We start from the raw sequence: 24,195 nt of genomic DNA on the forward strand, positions 1-24,195 counted from the left end.
TATTTAAAGAGAGTGTTTTACCATGGAAGAAAAAATTTTAATCATTGATGATAATAAGATGCTAACTAAACTTTTAGCAAAAAAAGTAGAAAATACTTTAGGATTAAAGGTAGATGTTGCTTTTGATATGAATAGTGCAAAAGATTTATTAAAAAATGATTATTTTATGGCTTTTGTAGATCTTTGTTTACCAGATGCTCCTAATGGTGAAGTGGTTGATGTAGTTTTAGAAAAAAATATCCCCGCTATTGTTCTTACAGGAAGTAATGACGGACAAACTCGTAAAAAATTTATGGAAAAAGATATTATTAATTATATTCAAAAAGAAAGTGAAGATTGTATTAATGAAATGTTAAATTCTATTAGAATGCTTCAAAAAAATAATAAAACTAAGATAATTTTAGCAATTGCAAATGTAACTTTACGCGCAGAAATGAAGAAAAACTTAAACAATCAGCTTTTTAATGTTTTAGCAGCAGCTCATGGGGAAGAGGCACTAAGCTATTTAAGTGATCATCCTGATACAAAATTAGTAATTTGCGATGCTACTATGCCGGTAATTAATGGGGAAGATTTACTTGTAGAAATTCGCTCAAAATATTCTAAAATAGAACTTGGTGTGATTATGGTTGGGGATAAAGATGATGCATTAGAAGCAAGAGCTTTTAGAAAAGGTGTGAATGATTATGTGATTAGACCTTTCCAAAAAGAATCACTTAATTGTAGAGTAAATAATTGTTTAGATTATATGCAAAAGTGTGTTTTGCTAGATGAGTATAGTTTAGGTAAAGATTTATTAACAGGACTTGATGATTATACTACTTTTGAAAAAAGATTTTTAGATTATTTAGAAGATATACAAGAAAATGAAGAAATGGCGTTGGCTTTGATTGATATTGATAATCTTGCAACAATTAATTATGAATTAAGTTATGATTGCGGTGATGGAGTGATAAAACATACAGCCGAAAAGATTAAAGATCAAATTCGTGGTATGGATTTAGCTACTAGAATTGAAGATGGTAAATTCTACATTGCTTTGAAAAATATAAGCAATAAAGAGGCTTTAAAAGCTTTTTCAAATATAAGAGTTAATATTTCCAAAGAAAGCGTTTTAATAGCTTTAGACGAGGTTGATTATAGCATCTCTGTGGGGGTTGCTTTTGGTAGCAAAGGAAGCCAAATGCAAGATTTGCTCAATAAAGCACAAAAGGCATTAGATTTAGCTAAGGCTAATGGAAAAAATAGGGTAGAGGTATGTTTTTAGATTGTGATTTTAGTGAAAAAATCATAGATACTCATTGTCATCTAGATAGCCAAGCTTATTTTGGATATTTAGATGAGATGTTAACGCATGCATTTGAAAATGGTGTAGATAAAATCATTATACCAGGTGCAGATATAAAAGATCTACCAAGAGCAAGAGAGATAGCACATACTTATGATAATGTGTATTTTTCTTGTGGGGTGCATCCTTATGATATAGATGATTTTGATTTAGAAGTTTTAAAAGAATTTATAGATGATAAAAAATGTATCGCAGTGGGTGAGTGCGGACTTGATTATTATCGTTTAAATACTAATGATGATACTATTAAAACAAGACAAAAAGAAGTTTTTATAGCTCAAATACAACTAGCTATTGAATATAAAAAGCCATTGATTGTGCATGTGCGTGAAGCTAATGAAGACAGCTTTAATATTCTAAAAACATACTCAAAAGAATTACAAGGTGGTGTTTTGCATTGCTTTAATGCAAGCGAGCTTTTACTTCAACTAGCAGATGAAGGATTTTATTTTGGTATAGGCGGGGTTTTAACTTTTAAAAATGCAAAAAAATTAGTGGAAATTTTACCTAAAATTCCAAAGGATAAACTTGTTTTGGAAACAGATGGGCCTTATTTAACTCCAGAACCACATCGTGGCAAAGTAAACGATCCTATTTTAACGCATTTTGTAGCACAAAAAATATCTGATCTTTTAAAATTATCTAAAGTTGAAGTAGTAAAACTTACGAATTTAAATGCTAATCGTTTGTTTTTTCAAGGTTTATAATGAAAAAAAACTTTATATTTTTTATATTAGTATTATTATGTTTAAATGCTAAAGCCTTGCAGGTAACTCCTGAATATTATACTCAGCAAGCTCAAATTCTAAGAAATTTAGACATAGAAGCAAGCTATCTTAGTGATATGTTATTTTTAGAATTTAAAGAATCTTCTTTAAATATGCATTCTAAAACTTTAGTTGATACTATGAGAGAATTTTATAAAATCACTCCAATTATCCGTAAAATTTTAGAAAAAGAAAATATTCCTCAAGAATTTTTATATTTGGCAATTGTAGAATCTGGTTTAAAAATTCATAGTGTTTCTAGAACTAAAGCAGTAGGTGTTTGGCAGTTTATGAAGCCAACAGCACAAACTTTAGGTTTAAGAATAGATCCTTATGTTGATGAAAGAAGAGATTTAGTCAAATCAACTTATGCAGCCATTGCTTATTTAAAGCAATTAAAAGAGCAGTTTGGAAAATGGTATTTAGCAATTTTAGCTTATAATTGTGGTGATGGTAAATTACGCCAAGCTATAAAAAAAGCAAAAAGTGATGATTTAAGAATCTTGCTTGATCCTGATAAAAAATATTTACCATTGGAAACTAGAATTTTTATTAGAAAAATTCTTACTATGGCATTTTTGGCTAATAATAATGATTTTTTGATTTCACAAGATAGTGCTTTGCTTAATTATGCTCTATCGAGTGAAGTTAAAAAAATACCTGTTCCACCAAGTGTTTCTTTAAGAGAGCTTGCTAAAGTAGCTAAGATGTCTTATAATGAATTTAAGCGTTATAATCCACATTTTAATTATGACTTTACTCCGCCTGATAAAAAAGATTATTATATGTATATTCCTTTAAGTAAAAGTGTGGCTGTGGAAAATGCATTAGAGAATGTAAAGCTAGCTAAAGTGGATACAACTATTCCGCATACAAAAATTTATATAGTAAAAAAGGGTGATAGTCTTTATACTATTGCAAAAAAACATAAAATTAGTGTTGAAAGCATTAAAGAATATAATAAAATCAAAGGAAACTTGATTAATATTAATCAAAAACTTGTGTTAAAAATTAAGGAGAATAACAATGCAAAAATCAAAACTACTCAAAAATTACCAAAAAACTCTCATACAAAAGTCGTTAGTCGTTAGTTGTGTAGGGGTTTTATTTAGTGCTTGTAGTATGGTGCCTATTAGCACACCTACTGTGTATTATCCAGAAAGAGATTTTAAAAGTATAAAGCATAATAATACAGGCTTAAAAGGCACTATGAAACCTTATACTATTAATGGTAAAACATATTATCCAACCGTAGTAGAAGTAGGTGAGACTGCTGATGGTATAGCTAGTTGGTATGGACCGGGCTTTCATGGTAAAAAAACTTCCAATGGTGAAACTTATGATCAACATGCTTATACAGCAGCTCATAAAACTTTACCTATGAATACTATAGTAAAGGTAACTAATTTAAAAAATCATCGTCAAACTACCGTAAGAATAAATGATAGAGGACCTTTTGTAGCAGGTAGGATTATAGATTTATCTAATATGGCCGCAAGAGATATTGATATGATTCAAGCAGGAACAGCTCCTGTAAGACTTGAAGTAATTGGTTTTGGAACAAGTGCAAATTCAGGTTCAGTGCATACTAATTCTAATTTAGGTAGCAGTGGGGAGATTGCTGATAGTGGCCATATTTTCCAAGGTGGAGCTTTTATGGTGCAAATTGGGGCATTTAGAAATAAAAGTGGTGCAGAGCTAATAGCAAGTAGATATAAAAATTATAATTCTTACACTTCGACTATACAAACAAGCACTAAAGATGGTTTACATAGAGTATTTTTAAAAGGCTTTAGAAGTGAGCAAGAAGCAAGGGATTTTGTTGATGGTGGTTCTTTTCCTGGTGCGTTTATAGTAAGAGAGTAAAATTATGATAGAGCTTATTTTTTTAGATGTAGATGGTTGTCTAACAGATGGTAAAATCATCTACACACAAAATTATGGTGAAATTAAAGAGTTTAATGTAAAAGATGGTGCAGCAATTGAGGCTTGGCAAAAGCTTGGCAAAAAAGTTGCTATTATTACAGGCAGGACTAGCGAGTGCGTGTATTTTAGAGCTAGAGATTTAAAAATTGATCTAGTATATCAAGGTATTAGTGATAAATTAACTTGCGCTAAAGAAATTTTAGAAAAATTAAATTTAGACTTTTCTCAATGTGCTGCTATTGGGGATTATTATAATGATATGAGTTTACTTGAAGCAGTTGCTTATAGTTTTAAGCCAAAAGATGCGCATAAGGCTTTAAAAACTGATAAAGTTTTAAATAGAAAAGGTGGTAATGGAGCAGTGAGTGAGATGATAGAAATTTTAATTGAACATAATAATATGCAAGCTCAATGGGATAAACTTTGGCGATAAAAATTTTTGCTATATTAATGAGTTTATTTGCCTTTGTTATGGTGATTTTAAGTACTCAAGATCCTTATTTGTTTGCAATAAAACCGCAAAAGGTAGATGTGGCAAATATGCAAGCTTTTGATGTGCTTGATTATGAGCTTAATACATCTGTTACAAAAGCTAGCTATCAAGCAAGTCGTTGGGTAAAATACCAAGATAAAGATATTTTTGATGATTTTAAAGTGCAAGCACTTGATTATAATTTAAGTTCGGATTTATTAGTAAGAAATGATGAAAAATCCATTTTAGAAGGTAATGTAAGTTATTTTGATCAAAATCAAACTTCTATTTTTACTCAAAAAGCAATTTATGATATGAAAAATAAAATTTTATTTTCCAATGAAAAATTTAAGGCATATATAGGGTTGAATGAGGTTTTTGGGGATAATTTTTTATATGATGTAAATCAAAAAGAATTAAAAATTCAAGGAATAAAAGCATGGTTTTTAGAGCAATAATTTTTTTGTGTTTGTTAAATTTATTTGCATTTAGTGCTCAAAAAATAGAAGTTTATGCTAAAGATTTTTATTTGGATGAGAAAAATGAAACGAGCATATTAACCGGTGATGTGGAAGTAAAAAAAGGTAAAGATATTTTAAATTCGCAAAAATTAGTCATTTATATGAAAAATAAACAACCCATTAAGTATATAGCTACTAAAGATGCTAAATTTAAAATTATGATGAAAGATAAGATTTATCATGGAAGTGGTGATGAGTTTGTTTATAATGTAGCTAAAGATACATATGAAATTAATGGTAATGCAAAAATTATAGAAGTGCAGTCAAAAAAAGAGCTTATAGGTGATAAAATTATAGTAGATAGAAAAAATATGACTTATAGAGTAGTTAGTAAAGATAAAAAACCTGCTAAATTTGTATTTGAAGTAAAAGAATGATATTAAATGCTAAATTTTTAACTTCTGCTTCTAAAATAAATGAAGCTCCACAGCCTATATATACTGAAATTGCATTTTTAGGCCGCTCTAATGTAGGAAAAAGTTCTTTGATTAATACTCTTTGTAAGAATAAAAATTTAGCAAAAAGTTCTTCAACTCCGGGCAAAACCCAACTCATTAATTTTTTTGAAGTTGATTGTAAAAAAGATGAGGATAAATTTAAATTGATGTTTATTGATTTACCTGGTTTTGGCTATGCTAAAGTGAGCAAAAAAACTAAGGCTATTTGGAATAAAAATTTAGATGAGTTTTTAAAAGAGCGTAGTTCTATCAAACTTTTTATTCATCTAATAGATTCAAGACATGAAAATTTAGATATTGATGCAAATTTGGATTTGTATTTAGATTCTTTTATTAGAGCTGATCAAAAAAAAATAATAGTTTATACAAAAGCAGATAAGCTCAATCAAAGTCAAAAAGTAAAAATTTTAAATGTAAATAAAAATGCCATTTTAGTTTCAAATTTGAAAAAAAGTGGTATTGATAAATTAGAACAAAAAATTATTTTAGAGAGCTTAGGTTTTAATGAGGAGTAGAAATTTAGTAAAAAATAGATTTGATTTTTCTTATTTATTTTTTTATTTATCTTTGATTTTTTATCAAGTGCTAAGCTCTGTTTATTATTGGATGCCTCCTTTGTTTGGCGTGTTTTTTTGTTATATGATAGTGCTTTTAAAAGAAAAAGAAAGAACTCTTAATAAGCTTGATTTTAGATGGTATTTTTCTTTGTTTTATCTTTTATTAATTGATATTATCCATGGATTTTATCTTTTTAGTTCTTGGATAGCTTTTTTTGTTTTTTATCATCTTTTTGTTGATTGGTTTAAAAGTAAATTAAAACTAGGCCATTATTTGCTCGTTATATTTACCTTTTGTGCTTATATTTTTATCTATCTTTTTGATGTATTTTTGGCGTATTTAGATAATAGTCAAATTTTAAAATTTGGTATTGAATATCTGTGGTTTTTTGTCGTTGAAGCTTTGATTTCTTTTGTTATTTTTAAAGGGAAAATCTAATATGCGTATGCGTTTGGTGATGGGATTTATAGCTTGTTTTTTTATACTTTTACTTGCTAGAGTGTATTATATAAGCATTAAATCTAATGTTTATTATGAAGAAATAGCTAAACAAAATGCCATTAAAACGCAATTTTTAGCACCTGTAAGAGGGCAAATTTTAGATGTTAAAGGTAGGCCCTTAGCAGTAAATAAATTAGGTTTTTCAATCTCTATAAAGCCATATTTGTATATAAAAAAGAAAAACAGAAATCTTTTAGAGCAGGAATTGCAAGTTATAGTAGATGCTTTTCCTGATTTAAACATAACTAAATTAAAACGAAATTATATAAAAGCAGATTCTTATTATAATCAAGATTATATAGAAGTAGTTCCATTTATAGAATATGATGCTATGATTAAGCATTTTACTAAGCTTAATTTGCGTGAAAATATGCAAGTTAAATCTACTACTCAAAGATTTTATCCTTATGATGCTTTAGCTAGCCATGTTATAGGTTATGTTGGAAAAGCAAATTTAAACGATATGAATGAAAATGAAATTGCAAGATTAACTAGCTATGTAGGGCGTAGCGGTATAGAGCGTTCTTATAATGAAATTTTGCAAGGTCAAAAGGGTGAAAAGGTTAGCAAAGTAAATGCGTTAAATAAAGAAATAGAAGAACTTTCTTATAAAAAACCTACTTCAAGTAATATCACTTTAAGCATTGATCTTGATTTGCAAGAATACTTGGCTAGTATTTTTGAAAATTTAGCAGGCGCTGCTATAGTAATGGATGTAAAAAGTGGAGCTATTTTAGCAGCGGGTAGTTTTCCTGAATATAATCTCAATCCTTTTGTTACCGGTATTAGTCAAGAAGAATGGGATAAACTTTCTAATGATTTAAACCATCCTTTTACTAATAAACTCATTAATGGTCTTTATCCTCCAGGTTCAGTTATAAAAATGGGAACAGCTTTAGCATTTTTAGATAGTGGAAAAGTGAATGAAAATCATAAATATTTGTGTGATTCTAACTTTGAACTTGGTGGTAGAAAATTTAGATGTTGGAAGGCTATAGGTCATGGTTATGTAGATATGACAGATGCTATTAGAGAAAGCTGTGATGTATATTTTTATAAAGGAGCTTTGGAGGTTGGTATTGACATCATTAGTTCTGTTTTTGAAAGAATAGGTTTTGGTGCAAAAACAGGAGTAGATTTACCTAATGAATTTATAGGAACAGTTCCTAATAGAATTTGGAAAAAAGAAAAATACAATCAACCTTGGTATCAAGGTGAAACTTTAAATACAAGCATAGGTCAAGGTGATTTTCTTGCTACTCCTATGCAAGTGGCTAAATTTACAGCTATGATTGCTACGGCTAAAAATATCACACCGCATTTTTTACATAGTATTGATGATAATGTTACTAAGGTAAATTTTGACAATAATGAAAGTGTTTTTACGACTTTTGAATTATCAAAACTTCCACTTTTAAGGCGTGCGATGTATGAGGTGGCCAATGTTGATGGTGGAACTACGGCAAGATTTTTAAGAAATTCTCCTATTACTATAGCAGCCAAGACAGGAACAGCTCAAGTAGTTGGAATTTCCCAAAGTGAAAAAAAGCGTATTAAAGAAGAGGATTTAGAGTATTTTTTAAGATCTCATGCTTGGATTACTTCTTATGCGCCTTATGAAAAACCTCAATATGTAGTAGTAGTTTTAATCGAACATGGAAAAAGTGGTAGTAGTGCAGGCGGACCTGTACTTGCTAAAATTTATCAAAAACTTATAGATTTGGGTTATATTGATAAAAAATATATTAAGAAAAAAGCTAAATGATTAGCATTCCATCGCCATAAGAATAAAAACGATATTTGTTTTTTATAGCTTCATGGTAAAGTTCTAAAGTTTTTTCTCTGCCTATAAAAGAAGCCACAAGCATAATGAGAGTTGATTTTGGTAAGTGAAAATTAGTGAGTAAAAAATCAAGTCTTTGTGGGGTATTTTGTGGGTGTAAAAACAAATCACAAAAACCTTCTTTTATTTTTTTTCTATGATAATACTCTATACAACGAGTAACTGTGGTGCCTACACCAAGTATTTTTTTAGAAGAATTAATCAAAGCACAAGTTTCATTATCAACATAGAAAAATTCTGAATGCATTTTATGCTCGCGTATATCTTCGCATTCTACACCTTTAAAAGTTCCCGCACCAACATGAAGTGTGATAGTATGGATATTATGATTTTTTTTAAGTTCTTTTATCATTGCTTCGTCAAAGTGCAAGCTTGCAGTGGGTGCAGCAACCGCACCTTGATTTTTGGCAAAAATGCTTTGATAGTTAATGTTATCTTGTGCTTCATCTGCTCTTTTAATATATGGTGGTAAAGGTATATGGCCTATTTTTTCTAAAATTTCAAAAACTTCATGATGATTGAATTTTTTTTCATCATTAAAAAATTCTACTTCTCTTGTGCCATCATCGTGTAATTTTTTGATTTTAGCTTTTAAAGAATTTTCAAAATATAAAATTTGTCCTTCTTTAACCTTGCCACGAATTTGAACTAAAAAATCATTATTTTTTAAAGGGTGATTAATGAAAAGTTCTATTTTGCTACCACTTTCTTTAAATCCATAAATTCTTGCTTTTATTACTTTAGTGTCATTAAAGATAATTTCACAAGGTGGTAAAATTTTAGCTAAGTCCTTAAAATGTAAATGTAAAATTTGATCTTTACATCTTTCATAAACTAAAAGTTTAGCATTCTCCTTGGGTAAGATAGGAAAATTTGCTATAAGTTCATTAGGTAAATCATAATCATAACTAGAAAGCAAAAGATCTTTATCAATCGTTTTCATCATTTTCTTTTTGATTAGGATTAACTTTTTTGGCTATGTAAATAGAAATTCCATAAAGCCCGCACAAAGGAACGGCCATTAAAAATTGTGAGATTATATCAGGTGGTGTCATCATAGCTGAAAAAACAAAAATTACTAAAACTGAAACCCTAAAGTGTTTTTTTAAAAATGCATCATCAATAAGTCCAAGTTTGGCAAAGAAAAAGGTTATCACAGGCATTTCAAACGCTAAGCCAAAGGCAACTACAAGTTTAGTAAAAAATCCCACATACAAGCCTATGCTGATTAAAGGTTTAAAATCTTGAGTTTGCACCCCAAAATCAATTAAAAATTTAAAAGCCAAAGGTATGACTATATAATAACAAAACAAAGCTCCAAGCGCAAACATAATGCTAGCAAAGCTTACAAAAGGCACTACTAATCTTTTTTCATTATCATAAAGTCCTGGTGCTATGAATTTCCAAAACTGCCAAAAAATAACCGGTAAAGAAATTAAAAAAGCTGTAAAAAATGAAACTTTCATTGCAGTAAATAAAGGCTCTTGTAATTCAACGAAAGTCATTTGTTTTGAAATTTCAGGTAAAGCTGCTTCAACGGGTGCTTTTAGTATATCTATGATGTAACTATTAAAACTAAAGCATACAAAAAACATTACAACAACACAAGCTACGCTTATAAATAATCTTTTTCTAAGTTCTACTAAATGCGGTTTTAATTCTTCAAACATTCTTAGCTTTCCATTTTTTGAGTATTTTTTTCATCTTTTTGAGTTTTTTCTTCTACACGCGAAAGTTCTTGTATATCTTTTTCTAAATCATTAATTTCACTTTTTAACTCTTTGGTATTATTTAAAATATCTTCTTTGAGTTGATCAAATTCTTCAAAACTCAGTTTTTTTCTGATATTTTCGTTAGTTTGTGAAAATTCATCTTTGTATTTTTGTGCTTCATCTTTTAACTCTGCTATTTTTAATTCTTTATTGATACTTGCTTTTGCTTCATCAATATTACTTTTAATGGCTTTTAAAATTTTTGCAATTTCAACTATAGTTGAAGGTAGTTTTTCAGGCCCAAGAACTAAAATAGCTATAACTAAAATAACTAAAATTTCTCCAAAACTCATTATTTTATCTTCTTTCGCTTAAATATATAGTTTGCATTTTACATAAAAATACTTAAAAATACTATTACTTTTATAATATTAATATATAAAGATATATTGATATATTAATATATTTTTGTTATGCTTATTTTAAAATGAAATGGAGTAAAAGATTATGGAAAAGTTATTTTTTATTTTTAAAGATTTTTTGATTTTATTTGTTGAAATTTCTATTTTATTTATATTAGTTAGTATGCTCATTGCTTATCTTAATGAGCGTTATGCTAAATTTTTCAATGAACATTTAAAGAAAGATTCTTTTGTAAGTTATATAAAGGCTATTCTTTTGGGTAGTTTAACTCCCTTTTGTTCATGTTCAAGCATACCGCTTTTAAATGCATTTTTAAAAGCTAAAGTACCACTTGGAGTATGTATAGCTTATTTGATAACTTCGCCTTTAATTAATCCTATTATAGTAGTGATGTTTGTAGTAAGTTTTGGCTTAAAAATCTCTTTATTTTATGTGGGATTTTTATTTAGCGTGATTTTATTTATTGCTTTTTGTGTTTCAAAAATAAACACTCAAAGATTTTTTAATGAAGATTTTTTAAAAAATGATTTAGAGCAAACTTCAAAGTGTTGTTCTAATGATACTTCTAAAAGTTTATGCTGTGAAAAACCTAGTTCTATTTTTGTTAAAAATTCTAAAATTAGCAGTAAAATTTTAAAATTTAAGACTAAAACAAAAGAAAATAAAATCAAAATATTATTTATGCAAAGCTTTAATGAATATAAAAAAATTCTGCCATATATTATTATTGGTATGGGTATTGGGGCTTTTATACACGGCTTTTTTCCACAAGATTTTTTTCAAAATTATATGAAAGATTATGGGGTATTGGGTGTATTTATAGCAGCATTTATAGGGGTTTTGCTTTATATGAATTGCACTGCTATGATTCCTGTAGCACTAGCTTTAACTACCAGTGGAATTCCGCTTGGTATAATGATGAGTTTTTTAATAGCAGGAGCAGGGTGTTCTTTACCTGAGCTTATTTTGCTTAAAAGAATTTTTAAAACAAGCTTTTTGTTTTTATTTGCAGGTATGATTGTTTTTATTGCAATTAGTTTTGGACTTTTAATGTTTTTTATATAAGGAATTTTATGCAAGAATTTTTAAAAATAACAAGTGCAATTAATGATGAAAGTAGGATTTTAATCCTAGCTTTCTTACAAAAATACGGAAAACTTTGCGTGTGTGATTTACAAAGCTCTTTAAATATGAGTCAATCAAGGCTTTCAAGACATTTAAAAATTTTAAAAGAAGCTAATTTTTTAGAAGTAGATAGACAGGGTGTTTGGGCGTATTATGGAGTAAAAGAAAATTTAAATAATTTTTGCAGCGATATATTAAAAAATATCAATGAACTTTCTATAAAACTCCCTGAATTTAAAAGAATTTCTTGTGAATGCAAAGCTTAAGTGCTAATATACAAAGCTAGTTCATCGCTTAAAAGATAATTAGTATTATAAAAAATTCCATTTTTATATACTAATTTCCCTTTTTTGCTAAGAAACATTGCCTTTTCTTTTTCTAAAGGTTCTAGCTTTGTTTCATCCACTCCTATAATGCTTCTAAGTCCTAGAAAAATATGCTCTAAACACAAATCTTTTGAACTTAAATTTTCAACCTCCCTAAAACAAGGATTTGCTATATAATCTTTTAAATTTTTTTTAGTATAAAATCTTTGATTTTTTGAAAATCCTACCGCACTTAAACCACATCCTATATAGTCTTTTCCTTGCCAATAAGCAAGATTATGTTTGCAAATTTGTCCAAAATTACTGATTTCATATTGTTTATAACCAAGATTTTCAATAGCTTTGATAAAATGTTTTGCAAGGCGTGGAGCGTTTTTTTTAAAATGAAATTTTTTAGCAAATCTTGTCTTTTCTTCTATAGTTAAATTATAAGCACTCACATGGCTAATATCAATTAAAGCGAGTTTAGAAATTTCATAATCAAGCATTTTACTATCATCGAGTTTTGTATCATAAATTAAGTCTAAATTTATATTATTAAAGCCTGCTTTTTTTGCGTTTTCTATACTTGTAAAAATGTTTTTTTGATCATGAATACGCCCAAGGAATTGTAATTTTTTTTCATGAAAACTTTGCACCCCAAAAGAAATGCGGTTAAAACCTAAATTTTTTATCTCTTTAAGCCAAGAAAAATTGCTTGAGTTAGGATTTGCTTCTATGCTTATTTCATTATTTTTTTGTAAATAACTTTGCAAAAAAATAAAAATTTTTTCATAAAAATTAACACTCATTAAACTAGGAGTACCACCACCTATAAAAATAGTTTTTATGGAATTTTTATCAAGCATAAAAAAATCTAATTGATATTTTATATCTTGCATTAATGCGTTTAGATAATCTTTTTCAAAATCTTTTTTTTTAAGTGAAGTAAAAGAACAATAAAAACATTTACTTTCGCAAAATGGTATATGTATATATAAATGCATAAAACTTCTTTAAAATGTGATTATAAATTCGTATTTTTTTGTTAGAATTATATTATTAAAAAGTCAAGGATAAGAAAATCATGGAAAAAGAAAAAAAATATAGGCCAAATGTAGCCGCAATAGTGCTATCATCAGCTTATCCTTTTGAATGTAAAATTTTACTCGCTAAACGCAATGATATGGAAAATATATGGCAGTTTCCTCAAGGTGGAATAGATGAGGGAGAGGATGCTAAAAGTGCGTTATTTAGAGAATTAAAAGAAGAAATAGGTACAGATGAGATTGAAATTTTAGCCGAACATCCTGAATGGATTAGTTATGATTTTCCACCTAAGGTTGCACAAAAAATGTATCCTTATGATGGTCAAAATCAAAAATATTTTTTAGTTAGATTAAAAAACAAAGCTATTGTTAATCTAAATACTAAAAATCCTGAATTTGATGCTTATAAATTTGCTTCATTAGAAGATGTGTATGATATGATTAATCATTTTAAAAAGCCTATATATATTAGGGTTTTAAAATATTTTAAAGAAAGGGGGTATATTTAATGCTGGTCGTACAAAAATATGGGGGAACGAGTGTAGGAACGCTTGAGCGTATTGATGAAGTTGCTAAAAGAGTGGCAAAAAGTAAAAAAACTTGCGATAAATTAGTTGTAGTAGTTTCTGCAATGAGTGGAGTTACCAATGAGCTTATTGATTTTGCACATCATTTTAGTAAAAATCCTTCAGGTCGTGAGATGGATATGCTTTTAAGTAGTGGTGAGCGTGTAACTTCATCTTTACTTGCTATTGCATTAAATGAAATGGGTTTAAAAGCTACTGCATTTTCCGGACGCAATGCAGGGATTATTACAGATGATGTTTATACTAAAGCAAGAATTGAACATATTGATACTACAAATATCAATAAAGCCTTAGATGAGGGGTATATTGTAGTAGTTGCTGGCTTTCAAGGTATCGACAAAATGGGTAATGTTACTACTTTAGGTCGTGGTGGAAGTGACTTAAGTGCAGTTGCATTAGCAGGAGCTTTAAATGCTGATTTGTGTGAAATTTATACTGATGTAGATGGGGTATATACTACCGATCCTAGAATTGAGCCAAAGGCTAAAAAGCTAGATAAAATTTCTTATGAAGAAATGCTAGAGCTTGCAAGTTTGGGAGCTAAAGTTTTACAAAATCGCTCTGTAGAGCTTGCTAAAAAATTAAATGTAAAATTAGTTACTAGAAGTAGCTTTAATGAAAATGAAGGGACGATCATTACTAAGGAGGAAAATATGGAACAAGCTTTGGTTAGTGGTATAGCACTAGATAAAAACCAAGCAAGGGTTACTTTAAGAAATATTGATGATAAGCCAGGAATTGCTGCTGAAATTTTTGGGACTTTAGCAAATGAAAATATCAATGTAGATATGATTATCCAAAATGTAGGTGTAGATGGAGCTACAAATTTGGGCTTTACTGTGCCTGAAAACGAGCTTGATTTAGCAACTAATGCTATGAAAAAAGTTTTAGGTGCTAATGCTAATATAGAAACAGATAGTGCAGTGGTAAAAGTTTCAGTTGTGGGTGTGGGTATGAAATCACATTCTGGAGTAGCTTCAGCAGCTTTTAAAGCATTGGCAAATGAAAATATTAACATACAAATGATTTCTACAAGCGAAATTAAAATTTCAGTCATCGTGCATGAAAAATACGGCGAATTAGCTGTAAGAGTATTGCATGAAGTTTATAAACTAGATGTATAAATGAGCAATAGTTTTTTAAAATTTACCCTAGAGCAAATCCGAGAAAATGGCACTTATACAAGTTGGTTAGAAGAAAGGCGTCTTGAATGGTCGCCTTTGATAGCTTCTAAATTAGCTTTGCTTTTACAAGGTTATACTTTTATTGTGATTACTGATGAGCAAAGAGCTTGGTTTGAAGAGTATTTTTTAAGCCAAATCAATGCTAACACCACAAGACCTTTAGTGCCTTTTGTGTCTTTAAAAGGAATTTATAATAAGGCTTGCAATACCCAAGAAGATATAGATTTGCTAAATGATCTTTTGAGTATTTCTTTTCCCAATGGTTATGCCTTTTTTTATATAGGAACTAATACAGGGTTTAAATTTAAAATCGCTAATTCTAAAGCAGAAAGTATGCTTTGGCTTTTTGATGAGCAATTGCAAAATAGCTTTTATCTTTCCTCGCGCGATAAGGAATTAGACTATAAACTTATTTCTTTATACAAAGTATTTGAGCAAAGCTTAGAGGCTGTGCTTTTTTCTAAGGTAGAAATTTGAATCTAAGAAATAAAATCATTATCCATAATGATTTTGAGTTTATGCAAGAAAAACTCACAGAAGAATATGGAGCAAAAAATCTTAGATTTTTCATACCTAAAAACCCTGATTTAGAATTAAGATTAAATGACTTAACTTATGACAAAAACGCTCAAGCAACGGCAAGGGCTATTATGAAAGAAAGTTATATGGCTGAAGCACAAGCTAAAATTATTGTTATACTAGCTAAGTCTTTTCGTGAAGAAGCACAAAATTTTTTATTAAAGCTTTTTGAAGAGCCACCAAAAAATGTATATTTTATTATCGTAGCTCCTTCAAAAAATGTTTTTTTACCTACTATACTTTCAAGATTTATCATAGAAAAGCATAAAATTCAAAAAGAAAAGATGTCTTTAAATTTAGATCCTAAAAAAATGGATCTAGCTCAAATTGCTTCATTATTAAAACAATATGAAAATATAGACAAGCATGAATGTTTAGATTTAATTAGTGCTTTAAGCTATGAGTGTTTTAAACAAGATATAAAATTAAACGATGAAGAAATTGAATTTTTTTATAAAGCTTATGAGCTTGCTAAATTAAATGCAAAGCCAACTATTTTACTAAGCACCATAGCTTTAATTTTACATGAGAGAAAAAATGAAAATCATTAAAATCAATCCTAACACAGACTTTGAGCAAATTTCTAAATATATAAAGCCACATAAAGCAGGTGAGAAAATTATGAGTGAAAAAACTCAAATTCATTTTTTTCTTATCAAAGAACTAAGAGCACCTGCTGCAAATATACTTAAACAAGACGCACTAAGGGTTGGAGCTGAACTTGTAACACACAAAGAAGTTATACTAGGTAAAGAACATACTAATGCCTTACTTATGGTAACACAAGATCAAGCTAAAAAGCTTATAGAAAAAGAAAAACTACAAGATTTTAAGCTTAAAAATTTAGCACTATTTTTAAAGTCTAATTTCGCTAAACCAAAATATGCAAAAATTATGGGTGTGATTAATATTAATGAAGATAGTTTTAATGCTCAAAGTAGGGTTAAAGAAAATGAAGTTTTAGAAAAAATCGAACTCATGATTTCTCAAGGGGCTGATTATATAGATATAGGCGGGGTTTCTTCAAGGCCTGGAAGTGTGTATTGTGGGAAAGAAGAAGAGTTTAAACGCTTAAAAAATACCCTAGATTTAATCTATAAAGAAAAACTTTATGAAAAATGTATTTTTAGTTTAGATAGTTTTGATGAGTATTGTTTAGAATATGCTTTAAATAAAGGCTTTAAGCTTATTAATGATATCACCGGTTTTAAAAATGAAAATTTAGCCAAACTAGCTTTAAAATACAAAGCCACTTATACACTCATGCATATACAAAATACCCCACAAAATATGCAAGATAACCCTTTTTATGAAGATGTACTCGCTGAGCTTGATGATTTTTTTACACAAAAGCTAGAAAGGCTAAGTGAGCTTGGTTTAGAAGATGTGATTTTAGATGTTGGCATTGGTTTTGGTAAAAGTCCTTGGCATAATATGATGTTAATCAAACACTTAGAGCATTTTTTACGCTTTGAAAAAGAACTTTTGATTGGAGCTAGTAGGAAAAGTGTGATAAATGCTTATTTTAACTCAAGTGTTGAACAAAGATTAGCTGGTACGCTTTATTTACATTTAGAGGCTTTTAAAAATGGTGCAAGCATTATAAGAGCACATGATGTGTATGAGCATAAGCAAATGTTTGAACTTGCAAAAGCTATGGATGAACTTTCTTTGGAGTAAAAAAGTAGATAAAATATCATATAGTAAATCGAGGAGATAAAGATGAATAAAATGTTGTATTTAAAAAATATAGGAATTATAAAAGAAGCAAATATTAATCTTAACAGCCTATGTATTGTAGCTGGTGAAAACGATAGTGGTAAGAGTACTATAGGTAAAATTTTAATGGCACTTATAAAAACACATAATATAAGTAAAGCTTTATCTAAAAAATATAAAAAAAAAGGGCACAAAGAAAAAGAATTTGATAAATTATCAAATTTGCTATTTGATGGTGAGTTAAAAGAAGGTGGTGAGGTGTATTTAAAAGAAAATGATAAAAATCTTTACAATGCAATTATAGGAAAGAATGGTTGCTTAGAATTTGAAAGTGATGATTTTAATTATCTTGATTGCACTTTTATACAAAGTCCTTTGGTTTGGGATTTGTTTGATTTTTTTCGAGATGCGAGTCTTGCAGATGATGGCGCTAAAATTTATGGAGGTGGTTATGAAATTAGTTATCCTTATTTGCTTTGGGATTTATATCAAAAGATAGAACAAAATCCTTTGAAAGAATATGATGATTTTAAAAGTATTAAACAAGAAATTATCGAAGTTATTCAAGGGTATTTTTCAAAAAATGATAAAAAAACTTATAAATTTTATAGAAATAATAATGAAATTTCATTGAAAAATGTGGCAATTAGTATCAAACAATTTGGGATTTTACAGGTTTTAATTAACAATAATCGCGTCACATCTAAAGGATTTTTGATTTTTGATGAACCAGAAAATTACTTACATCCAACTTGGCAAATTATTTTTGCTAAATTATTAGTAAGACTTTCGGTAAAAAAAATTCCAATATTAATAAATACCCATAGTCCTTATATTATTGAAGCTGTTTATAAGTATAGTTTGATTTTTAAAAATCAAATAAATTTTCATTTGAGCTTAGATGGAGTGATTCAACAATATGAAAATAATGAAAAAACCATGGAAATGATTTTTGAAAAACTAAATAAGCCATTTGAAAAATTTGATCAATTGGATGAAAAAAATGGTAGATCTTAATATTATTAAAAATAAATACAAGAATTATATGGATAGTTTAAAAAATACAAGTTTTGATAAAGAAAATCACGAATATCTTTGTTATAAAGAAAATGAAGTAATAAATTTTGAAAAATTAAGCGAAGAATTAAATAGAACAAATAAGATTAAAGGAAAAAAAGCAGTAGATGCTTTAATTTTAAATTATCATGATGTGTATTTTATTGAGTTTAAAAATCAAAAAAAAGATAATATTGGAAAATCAAAAATAATACAAAAATTTAAAGATAGTCTAGAATTATTTGAAAAACTTTGTGAAAAACACAATATATCTTTAGAAAAATGTGTAATTTTTTTATACTGCATAATGAAAGATTCAAAAAAACACATTTATAAGAAACGACAAATCGGTTTTGAAATAGAACATGCTATTAAATCAGATGATTATTTAAGTAAGTTTAAGGTAAAGTGCGCGCCTAAAGAATGCTTTTTATCAGCATATAAACAAATTTTTAATGAAATTTATCAAGAGTATTTAGAAAAGGTAAAATTAGCAAAAGAATGGATGAGGGCTTATTATGAAGATGATGAGCCTTTAGCAAGCGATGAAGAATATGATAAACTTATAAGAGAGTTAAAAGCATTTGAAACGCTTCATCAAGAAAAGATTTCTAAAGATTCTCCTACGCAAAATATCGCTCCTATTATACAAAGTGAATTTCACAAACTTGCACATAGTGCAAAAATGTGGTCTATGGAAGATGTTTTTGATGAAGCTGAGCTTAGAGCTTGGGCAAAAAGAGCTAAGTGTGAGTTTGGTTTTTTCATAGAACCTAAGTTTGATGGAGCAAGTTTAAATCTTACTTATGAAAATGGTATTTTAATCAGCGGTGCTACAAGGGGTGATGGAGAAGTGGGCGAGGATATTACTTTAAATGTAAAAGAAATATCAAACATACCCCAAAAAATTCCTTATAAAGACAAGATAGAAATTCGTGGCGAAGTAGTGATTTTAAAAGAAGATTTTGAAAAAATCAATGAAAAAAGAGCTAAAGATGGCTTAAGTTTATTTGCAAACCCACGCAACGCAGCAAGTGGTTCACTAAGACAGCTTGATACAAGCATTACAAAAGAAAGAAATTTAAAATTTTATCCTTGGGGAGTGGGGGAGAATTCTTTAGAATTTAGCAAGCACTCTGAAGTGATGGAATTTATAAGAAGTCTTGGTTTTTTAAAAGATGATTTTGTTTTTTGTGTGAAATCTTTAGATGAGGTTTTGGAAAAATACCACGAGCTTTTAGAAAAAAGAGATCAAAAGCCTATGATGATGGATGGTATGGTTGTAAGGGTAGATGATTTAGTTCATTGTAAGCTTTTGGGTTATACAGTGAAATTTCCAAAATTTATGGCCGCGTTTAAATTTCCTGCTTTGGAAAAAACTACAACATTACTTGGGGTTAATTTACAAGTTGGAAGAAGTGGGGTGGTTACTCCTGTGGCGGTTTTAGAGCCTGTAAATTTAGATGGGGTTATCGTAAAGTCTGCAACCTTACATAATTTTGATGAGATAGCTAGACTTGGAGTGATGATAGGCGATAGCGTAAGTGTGATAAGAAGTGGAGATGTTATACCTAAAATTACTAAAGTTTTTACTCAAAGGCGTGATGGTTTAGAAAGTAAGATTGCTAAACCAACTCTTTGTCCTGAGTGTTTAAGTGAGCTTTTAGATGAGGGTGCTTTTTTAAAATGCCAAAACCTAGACTGTAAAGCAAGGCTTGTAAATTCTATCATACATTTTGTATCTAAAAAGTGTTTAAATATAGACGGCCTTGGAGAAAATATCGTCGAGCTTTTATTTAAAGAAGGAAAAATCACTAACATAGAAAGTATATTTTTCTTAAAATATAGTGATTTTGAAGGCTTAGAAGGTTTTAAAGAGAAAAAAATCAACAATCTTCTAAGTGCTATTGAAAATGCAAAAAAATGCCCCTTATCAAGGTTTATCACTGCTTTGGGTATAGAGCATATCGGAGAAGTAGCAGCTAAAAAATTAGCTCAATCTTTTGGCTTTGAATGGTTTATGCAAAGCTATGAAGCTTATGCAAATTTAGAAGGTTTTGGCGAACAAATGGCTAAAAGCTTAGAAGAATTTACTCATGTCAATACAAATCGCATTAAGCATTTTTATGAAATTTTACATTTAGAGGATGAGAAAAAAGAGCTTATTATAAATGATAATATTTCTAATAAAACCTTTGTTATCACAGGTACTTTAAGCAAATCACGCGATCATTTTAAAGAACTAATCGAAAGCTTTGGAGCAAAGGTAAGTTCAAGTGTGTCTAAGAAAACTGACTTTGTATTATATGGAAGTGAAGCAGGCTCAAAGCTTGAAAAGGCTCAAAGCTTAGGGGTTAAGTGCATCAATGAAGCTGAGTTTAACGCTCTTTTAGGTGATGATGATGAGGTATGATGTCTTTGTAAGTGCAAAGTTAAACATTTCTCGCAATAAAGCTTGTGAGCTTATAGAAAACAAGCAAATTTTACTCAATGGCGAGTTTAAAAAAACCTCTTTTAAAATCACATCTTTAAATCCTTTAGAAGATGAGAGTTTAAAACTCACGCTTTTAGAAGAGCTTTTTGTAAGCAGAGCTGCTTTTAAGCTCAAGCATTTTTTACAAGAGCATACATTTACTATCAAAGATAAAATTTGTTTAGATATAGGTTCATCGACCGGAGGTTTTGTGCAAATTTTACACCAAAATAATGCTAAACACATTACAGCTTTAGATGTAGGTTCTAACCAACTTCATGAGAGCTTAAGAAATTTAGAAAATATCCAAATTTGTGAAAACACTGATTTGCGTGAGTTTAAAAGTGAAATTTTATATGATGTTATCACTTGTGATGTGAGTTTTATATCTTTAACACATTTGATTTTTCATATAGATAAACTTGCTAAAGATCTTATCATCTTGCTTTTTAAACCTCAATTTGAAGTAGGTAAAAATGCTAAGCGTGATAAAAACGGAGTGGTAAAAGATACCAAAGCCATCAAAAATGCTAAAGAAAGCTTTGAAAAAGCTTGTGCAAAGCTTGGTTGGATCTTGCAAGCAAGTCAAGAGTCACACTTAAAAGGAAAAGAAGGCAATGTTGAGTTTTTCTACGCCTATAGAAAAAACTAAGATCACAAATTTAGCCATAGGACGTTTTGATGGTATGCATTTGGGGCATTTTGAACTTTTTAGGCATTTAGATAAAAATGGAGCTTTGTTTATCATCACTAAAGAGGAAAAAGAAGCCTTAACACCTAAGGATTTTAGAGTAAATTTGGTTGATTTTCCTTTGATTTTTTGTGATTTTGATAAAATCAAAGACTATAAAGGCGAGGATTTTTTAAAGCTTTTAAAGCAAGAATTTCCCAAACTAGAAAAGATTATCGTAGGTTATGATTTTAAATTTGGCAAAGAAAGAAAATGCAGTGCCAAAGACATACAAAGTCTTTGTGGTATAAACACCATCATCGTAGATGAGTTTAAAATTCAAAATAAAAGTGTTCATACAAGTATGATTAAAACCTTACTTAAAGAAGCAAAAGTTAAGAAAGCTAAAAATTTTCTAGGTAGATTTTATAATATACAAGCAAATATCATCAAAGGTCAAGGCATAGGCGCTAAAGAGCTTTTTGCAACTTTAAATTTATACGCAAAAGACTTCTTTTTACCCAAAGATGGCGTATATGCGACTTTAGTAAAGATTGAAAATAAAAGCTATCATAGTGTAAGTTTTATAGGTATAAGATCTACTGATAAAAATTTTGCTTTAGAAACGCATATTTTAGATGAAAATTTCACAAACACAAAAGCAATTTCAGTTGAGTTAAGTTTTATTGACTATATAAGAGCTAATGAGAAATTTAACGATTTAGCCTTATTAAAAGCACAAATTAGCAAAGATATCAAAAAAGCAAAAGAAATTTTAGGAAAATTAAATGAAAGATGAAATTTTTAAAAAACCCTTAGAAAAACAATTTGAATTTGATAAAAGCGTAGCAAGTGTTTTTGATGATATGGTGTCAAGATCTGTGCCTTTTTATACGCAAAATTTAAAACTCATAGTCGAACTTATTGATCATTTTGCACCACAAAATGCGAGAATTTGTGATCTTGGTTGTTCTACTGCTAGTTTATTGCTTGCACTTTATGAAAAAAGAAAAGATTTTCTTTTAAGCGGGGTTGATGAGGCTAATGCTATGTTAGAGATCGCCAAAAACAAATGTCAAGCCTTTGGAGCTAGGGTGGAATTTCATCAAAAAAATTTAGATGATTTTGAGTTTTTTAAAAATGATGTTTTTATAGCTACTTATACTTTGCAGTTTATCCGCCCACCTAAAAGACAAGAATTAGTTGATAAAATCTATCAAAACTTAAATGAAAATGGTATGTTTGTGCTTAGTGAAAAAATTCTTTATGAAGATGTAAAAATAGCTAAAAAAATGATACAAATTTATGAGCAATATAAACTAGAGCAAGGTTATAGTAAGCTAGAAATTTCAAGCAAGCGAGAAGCCTTAGAAAATGTCCTCATTCCTTATACTCAAAATGAAAACATAGCTATGCTTAAAAAGGCAGGATTTTCTAAAGTAGAAAGTGTATTTAAGTGGGTAAATTTTGAAACTTTCATAGCTTTTAAATGATAAATTTAATAGCTAAATTTTTAAATCGCTTTGTATAATTTTTTATAATTGTTAAAAATATTTATTATTTATAAATTAATAATTATTTATATATTTTAAAATAATTTATTATATAGTGTGATAATAAGTGATATTTTACTAAAAAAAGAGGTGTAATAATGTCTTATTATCGATATGGGGGGGGGTATAATGAATTCCTCTCTAGAAAGATTAAATGCAAAGGAAAATTTTAATTATTCTAATACCCAAAGAATTAAAAATATTTTTTTATCTTTGGCAACTATATCTTTTTTAGCAACATGTGCTAATTCTAGTGTTATTATAAGCGATCCATCTTCTTCTGGTTCTATAAAAATCTCTAAAGCAGGAAAAACAAGAGCTATAGATGATTGTAATGAAAAAGAAAATACTTGTACTATTATAAAAGACAAACAGAATAATGTAACTGTATCAGGAGCAACTAATGTAATCATATCAGAAAAAGGAATTGTTGGTGATGGTAATGCTAATGCTGGAGTGACTTTTAAAGATATAAAAAATGGAGAAGCAAATTTAATCAATAATGGAGTTATATTTTCAGGGTGGATTACAAATAATAGAGTTACAATCGGAGGGGTTGAAGTTTTTAATTCTAATATTGGAAGTATAGTAAATAACAATACTATAAGCAACAAAGATGGTGGAAATGGTGCTGGTATTTTTATACAAAAAAATAGTATGATAGATAATATAAGTAATATAGGTATAATTAAAGTTGGTGGACATGGTATCAAGAGTGATGATAGTACTATAGGAACAATATCTAATTTAAATACTATAGAATCTGACTATTCAGGTATGCAATTAGGATCAGCTAATGTGACTTTTATATATAATAAAAAAAAAGTTAAAGGAAAAAATTTTGGTATAGAAATATATAATTCTTCTAATATTAAAACTTTACAAAATGATGGACTAATAGAAGGTTGGTTAGCTTATATTGCCATCAATATAAGAGAAAACTCCACTCTAGAAAATCTAAGCAACTCAGGAACCATACGAGGAAAAGAAGCTGGTATTAGTTTTGAGAATGCTATAGGTGGCACCCTTACTAATGCAGGAAGTATAATAGGAAGAGATAATACTTCTAACGGAATAAATATAAAAGGCACTTCTAAAGTAGATTCTATAATATCAACTAGTTCTAATGCTTTAATAGCAGGAGTTAATGCTGGTATTAATAATGAAGGAACTATAGGTAAAAATGATACTTCTAACGCAATCACTTTAAAACAAGGCACTATAACAGCATTGCAATGGAATAATGAACAAATAAATACCACAGGCAATGCTTTAATCAATAATGGAACTATACAAGGAAATATTCTTTTAACTGATAGTGCTAAAATAATTGGAACATTAAAAAACACAAAAACTATTACAGGTA

The 24,195-nt window shown here is 28.8% G+C and carries 27 protein-coding genes; 23 read left to right on the forward strand and 4 right to left on the reverse strand.

The window, feature by feature from the left end:
• Positions 1 to 22 precede the first annotated feature (22 nt).
• From L8X27_RS05905 to mrdA, 10 genes are read left to right on the forward strand one after another with little or no spacing between them, the layout of a single operon-like run.
• The gene (locus L8X27_RS05905; RefSeq protein ID WP_263671576.1) at positions 23 to 1,267 is read left to right on the forward strand and encodes a diguanylate cyclase; all 1,245 of its coding nucleotides are present in this window, start codon (positions 23 to 25) and stop codon (positions 1,265 to 1,267) included.
• The gene (locus L8X27_RS05910) at positions 1,258 to 2,055 is read left to right on the forward strand and encodes a TatD family hydrolase (RefSeq protein ID WP_220566657.1); all 798 of its coding nucleotides are present in this window, start codon (positions 1,258 to 1,260) and stop codon (positions 2,053 to 2,055) included. Before L8X27_RS05905 ends, L8X27_RS05910 begins: the two co-directional genes overlap by 10 nt.
• Positions 2,055 to 3,206 carry a lytic transglycosylase domain-containing protein gene (locus tag L8X27_RS05915; protein ID WP_133319213.1) on the forward strand — a complete coding sequence of 384 codons (1,152 nt, stop codon included), beginning with the start codon at positions 2,055 to 2,057 and terminating at the stop codon, positions 3,204 to 3,206. The genes L8X27_RS05910 and L8X27_RS05915 overlap by 1 nt, the downstream gene beginning before the upstream one ends.
• Positions 3,142 to 3,981, forward strand: a complete 840-nt coding sequence (locus L8X27_RS05920; RefSeq protein ID WP_412175104.1) for a septal ring lytic transglycosylase RlpA family protein — start codon at positions 3,142 to 3,144, stop codon at positions 3,979 to 3,981. Before L8X27_RS05915 ends, L8X27_RS05920 begins: the two co-directional genes overlap by 65 nt.
• Before the next feature lie 4 nt (positions 3,982 to 3,985).
• On the forward strand, positions 3,986 to 4,474 hold the full coding sequence (locus L8X27_RS05925; RefSeq protein ID WP_133319211.1) for an HAD hydrolase family protein: 489 nt from the start codon (positions 3,986 to 3,988) through the stop codon (positions 4,472 to 4,474).
• The gene (locus tag L8X27_RS05930) at positions 4,465 to 4,971 is read left to right on the forward strand and encodes a hypothetical protein (protein ID WP_220566660.1); all 507 of its coding nucleotides are present in this window, start codon (positions 4,465 to 4,467) and stop codon (positions 4,969 to 4,971) included. The genes L8X27_RS05925 and L8X27_RS05930 overlap by 10 nt, the downstream gene beginning before the upstream one ends.
• Complete coding sequence (lptA, locus tag L8X27_RS05935) at positions 4,953 to 5,411, forward strand: lipopolysaccharide transport periplasmic protein LptA (protein ID WP_133319209.1); 459 nt, start codon at positions 4,953 to 4,955, stop codon at positions 5,409 to 5,411. The genes L8X27_RS05930 and lptA overlap by 19 nt, the downstream gene beginning before the upstream one ends.
• Positions 5,408 to 6,007, forward strand: coding sequence for a ribosome biogenesis GTP-binding protein YihA/YsxC (gene yihA, locus L8X27_RS05940; protein WP_263670319.1), 600 nt, complete (start codon positions 5,408 to 5,410; stop codon positions 6,005 to 6,007). The genes lptA and yihA overlap by 4 nt, the downstream gene beginning before the upstream one ends.
• Complete coding sequence (locus L8X27_RS05945) at positions 5,997 to 6,488, forward strand: hypothetical protein (protein ID WP_133319207.1); 492 nt, start codon at positions 5,997 to 5,999, stop codon at positions 6,486 to 6,488. Before yihA ends, L8X27_RS05945 begins: the two co-directional genes overlap by 11 nt.
• Before the next feature lies 1 nt (position 6,489).
• Positions 6,490 to 8,316 (forward strand): penicillin-binding protein 2, encoded by a 1,827-nt coding sequence (mrdA, locus tag L8X27_RS05950; protein WP_133319206.1) that lies wholly within the window; start codon positions 6,490 to 6,492, stop codon positions 8,314 to 8,316.
• On the opposite strand, the gene queA is transcribed toward mrdA, so the two are convergent.
• The 3 genes from queA to tatB are packed head-to-tail and all read right to left on the reverse strand — an operon-like array spanning position 8,309 to position 10,459.
• Positions 8,309 to 9,337: a tRNA preQ1(34) S-adenosylmethionine ribosyltransferase-isomerase QueA gene (gene queA / locus L8X27_RS05955; RefSeq protein ID WP_263671599.1), complete on the reverse strand. Its 1,029-nt coding sequence runs from the start codon at positions 9,335 to 9,337 to the stop codon at positions 8,309 to 8,311. The genes mrdA and queA overlap by 8 nt on opposite strands.
• Positions 9,324 to 10,064, reverse strand: coding sequence for a twin-arginine translocase subunit TatC (gene tatC / locus L8X27_RS05960; RefSeq protein ID WP_263671575.1), 741 nt, complete (start codon positions 10,062 to 10,064; stop codon positions 9,324 to 9,326). Before tatC ends, queA begins: the two co-directional genes overlap by 14 nt.
• A 2-nt stretch (positions 10,065 to 10,066) precedes the next feature.
• Complete coding sequence (gene tatB / locus L8X27_RS05965; protein ID WP_133319203.1) at positions 10,067 to 10,459, reverse strand: Sec-independent protein translocase protein TatB; 393 nt, start codon at positions 10,457 to 10,459, stop codon at positions 10,067 to 10,069.
• Between the two features lie 154 nt (positions 10,460 to 10,613).
• Here tatB and L8X27_RS05970 point away from each other — a divergent pair, with 154 nt between their 5' ends.
• Positions 10,614 to 11,594 (forward strand): permease, encoded by a 981-nt coding sequence (locus L8X27_RS05970; RefSeq protein ID WP_133319202.1) that lies wholly within the window; start codon positions 10,614 to 10,616, stop codon positions 11,592 to 11,594.
• An 8-nt stretch (positions 11,595 to 11,602) separates the two neighbouring features.
• Positions 11,603 to 11,920, forward strand: a complete 318-nt coding sequence (locus tag L8X27_RS05975) for an ArsR/SmtB family transcription factor (RefSeq protein WP_133319201.1) — start codon at positions 11,603 to 11,605, stop codon at positions 11,918 to 11,920.
• Here the strand turns inward: L8X27_RS05975 and hemW are convergent.
• Entirely contained in the window at positions 11,917 to 12,966 is a 1,050-nt protein-coding gene (gene hemW, locus L8X27_RS05980) for a radical SAM family heme chaperone HemW (RefSeq protein WP_263671574.1), read from the reverse strand. The two genes, L8X27_RS05975 and hemW, sit on opposite strands and share 4 nt — an antisense overlap.
• A gap of 80 nt (positions 12,967 to 13,046) precedes the next feature.
• On the opposite strand from hemW, the gene L8X27_RS05985 reads away from it, so the two are divergent.
• The 11 genes from L8X27_RS05985 to L8X27_RS06035 form a co-directional block, all read left to right on the forward strand.
• Positions 13,047 to 13,517 carry an RNA pyrophosphohydrolase gene (locus tag L8X27_RS05985; RefSeq protein WP_133319199.1) on the forward strand — a complete coding sequence of 157 codons (471 nt, stop codon included), beginning with the start codon at positions 13,047 to 13,049 and terminating at the stop codon, positions 13,515 to 13,517.
• Positions 13,517 to 14,719, forward strand: a complete 1,203-nt coding sequence (locus L8X27_RS05990; protein ID WP_133319198.1) for an aspartate kinase — start codon at positions 13,517 to 13,519, stop codon at positions 14,717 to 14,719. Before L8X27_RS05985 ends, L8X27_RS05990 begins: the two co-directional genes overlap by 1 nt.
• Complete coding sequence (locus tag L8X27_RS05995) at positions 14,720 to 15,256, forward strand: HobA family DNA replication regulator (RefSeq protein WP_133319197.1); 537 nt, start codon at positions 14,720 to 14,722, stop codon at positions 15,254 to 15,256. It abuts the gene before it with no gap.
• 41 nt (positions 15,257 to 15,297) lie between these two features.
• The gene (locus L8X27_RS06000; RefSeq protein WP_318529412.1) at positions 15,298 to 15,909 is read left to right on the forward strand and encodes a DNA polymerase III subunit delta'; all 612 of its coding nucleotides are present in this window, start codon (positions 15,298 to 15,300) and stop codon (positions 15,907 to 15,909) included.
• On the forward strand, positions 15,896 to 17,038 hold the full coding sequence (folP, locus tag L8X27_RS06005; RefSeq protein WP_263671573.1) for a dihydropteroate synthase: 1,143 nt from the start codon (positions 15,896 to 15,898) through the stop codon (positions 17,036 to 17,038). The genes L8X27_RS06000 and folP overlap by 14 nt, the downstream gene beginning before the upstream one ends.
• 42 nt (positions 17,039 to 17,080) lie before the next feature.
• Entirely contained in the window at positions 17,081 to 18,094 is a 1,014-nt protein-coding gene (locus L8X27_RS06010; RefSeq protein WP_263671572.1) for an ATP-binding protein, read from the forward strand.
• 28 nt (positions 18,095 to 18,122) lie between these two features.
• On the forward strand, positions 18,123 to 20,546 hold the full coding sequence (ligA, locus tag L8X27_RS06015) for an NAD-dependent DNA ligase LigA (protein WP_263681135.1): 2,424 nt from the start codon (positions 18,123 to 18,125) through the stop codon (positions 20,544 to 20,546).
• A complete protein-coding gene (locus tag L8X27_RS06020; protein ID WP_263665878.1) occupies positions 20,536 to 21,258 on the forward strand; it encodes a TlyA family RNA methyltransferase in 723 nt (240 codons plus the stop codon). The genes ligA and L8X27_RS06020 overlap by 11 nt, the downstream gene beginning before the upstream one ends.
• Entirely contained in the window at positions 21,224 to 22,075 is an 852-nt protein-coding gene (locus tag L8X27_RS06025) for a bifunctional riboflavin kinase/FAD synthetase (protein WP_263681137.1), read from the forward strand. Before L8X27_RS06020 ends, L8X27_RS06025 begins: the two co-directional genes overlap by 35 nt.
• Entirely contained in the window at positions 22,065 to 22,769 is a 705-nt protein-coding gene (gene cmoA / locus L8X27_RS06030) for a carboxy-S-adenosyl-L-methionine synthase CmoA (protein WP_263681139.1), read from the forward strand. Before L8X27_RS06025 ends, cmoA begins: the two co-directional genes overlap by 11 nt.
• Before the next feature lie 189 nt (positions 22,770 to 22,958).
• Positions 22,959 to 24,195 (forward strand): hypothetical protein (locus tag L8X27_RS06035; protein WP_263681141.1); only part of this gene is annotated, 1,237 nt, incomplete at its 3' end.

The sequence above is a fragment of the Campylobacter sp. CNRCH_2015_1657 genome, assembly GCF_025772685.1.
In the GTDB taxonomy this organism is placed as follows: domain Bacteria; phylum Campylobacterota; class Campylobacteria; order Campylobacterales; family Campylobacteraceae; genus Campylobacter_D; species Campylobacter_D lari_D.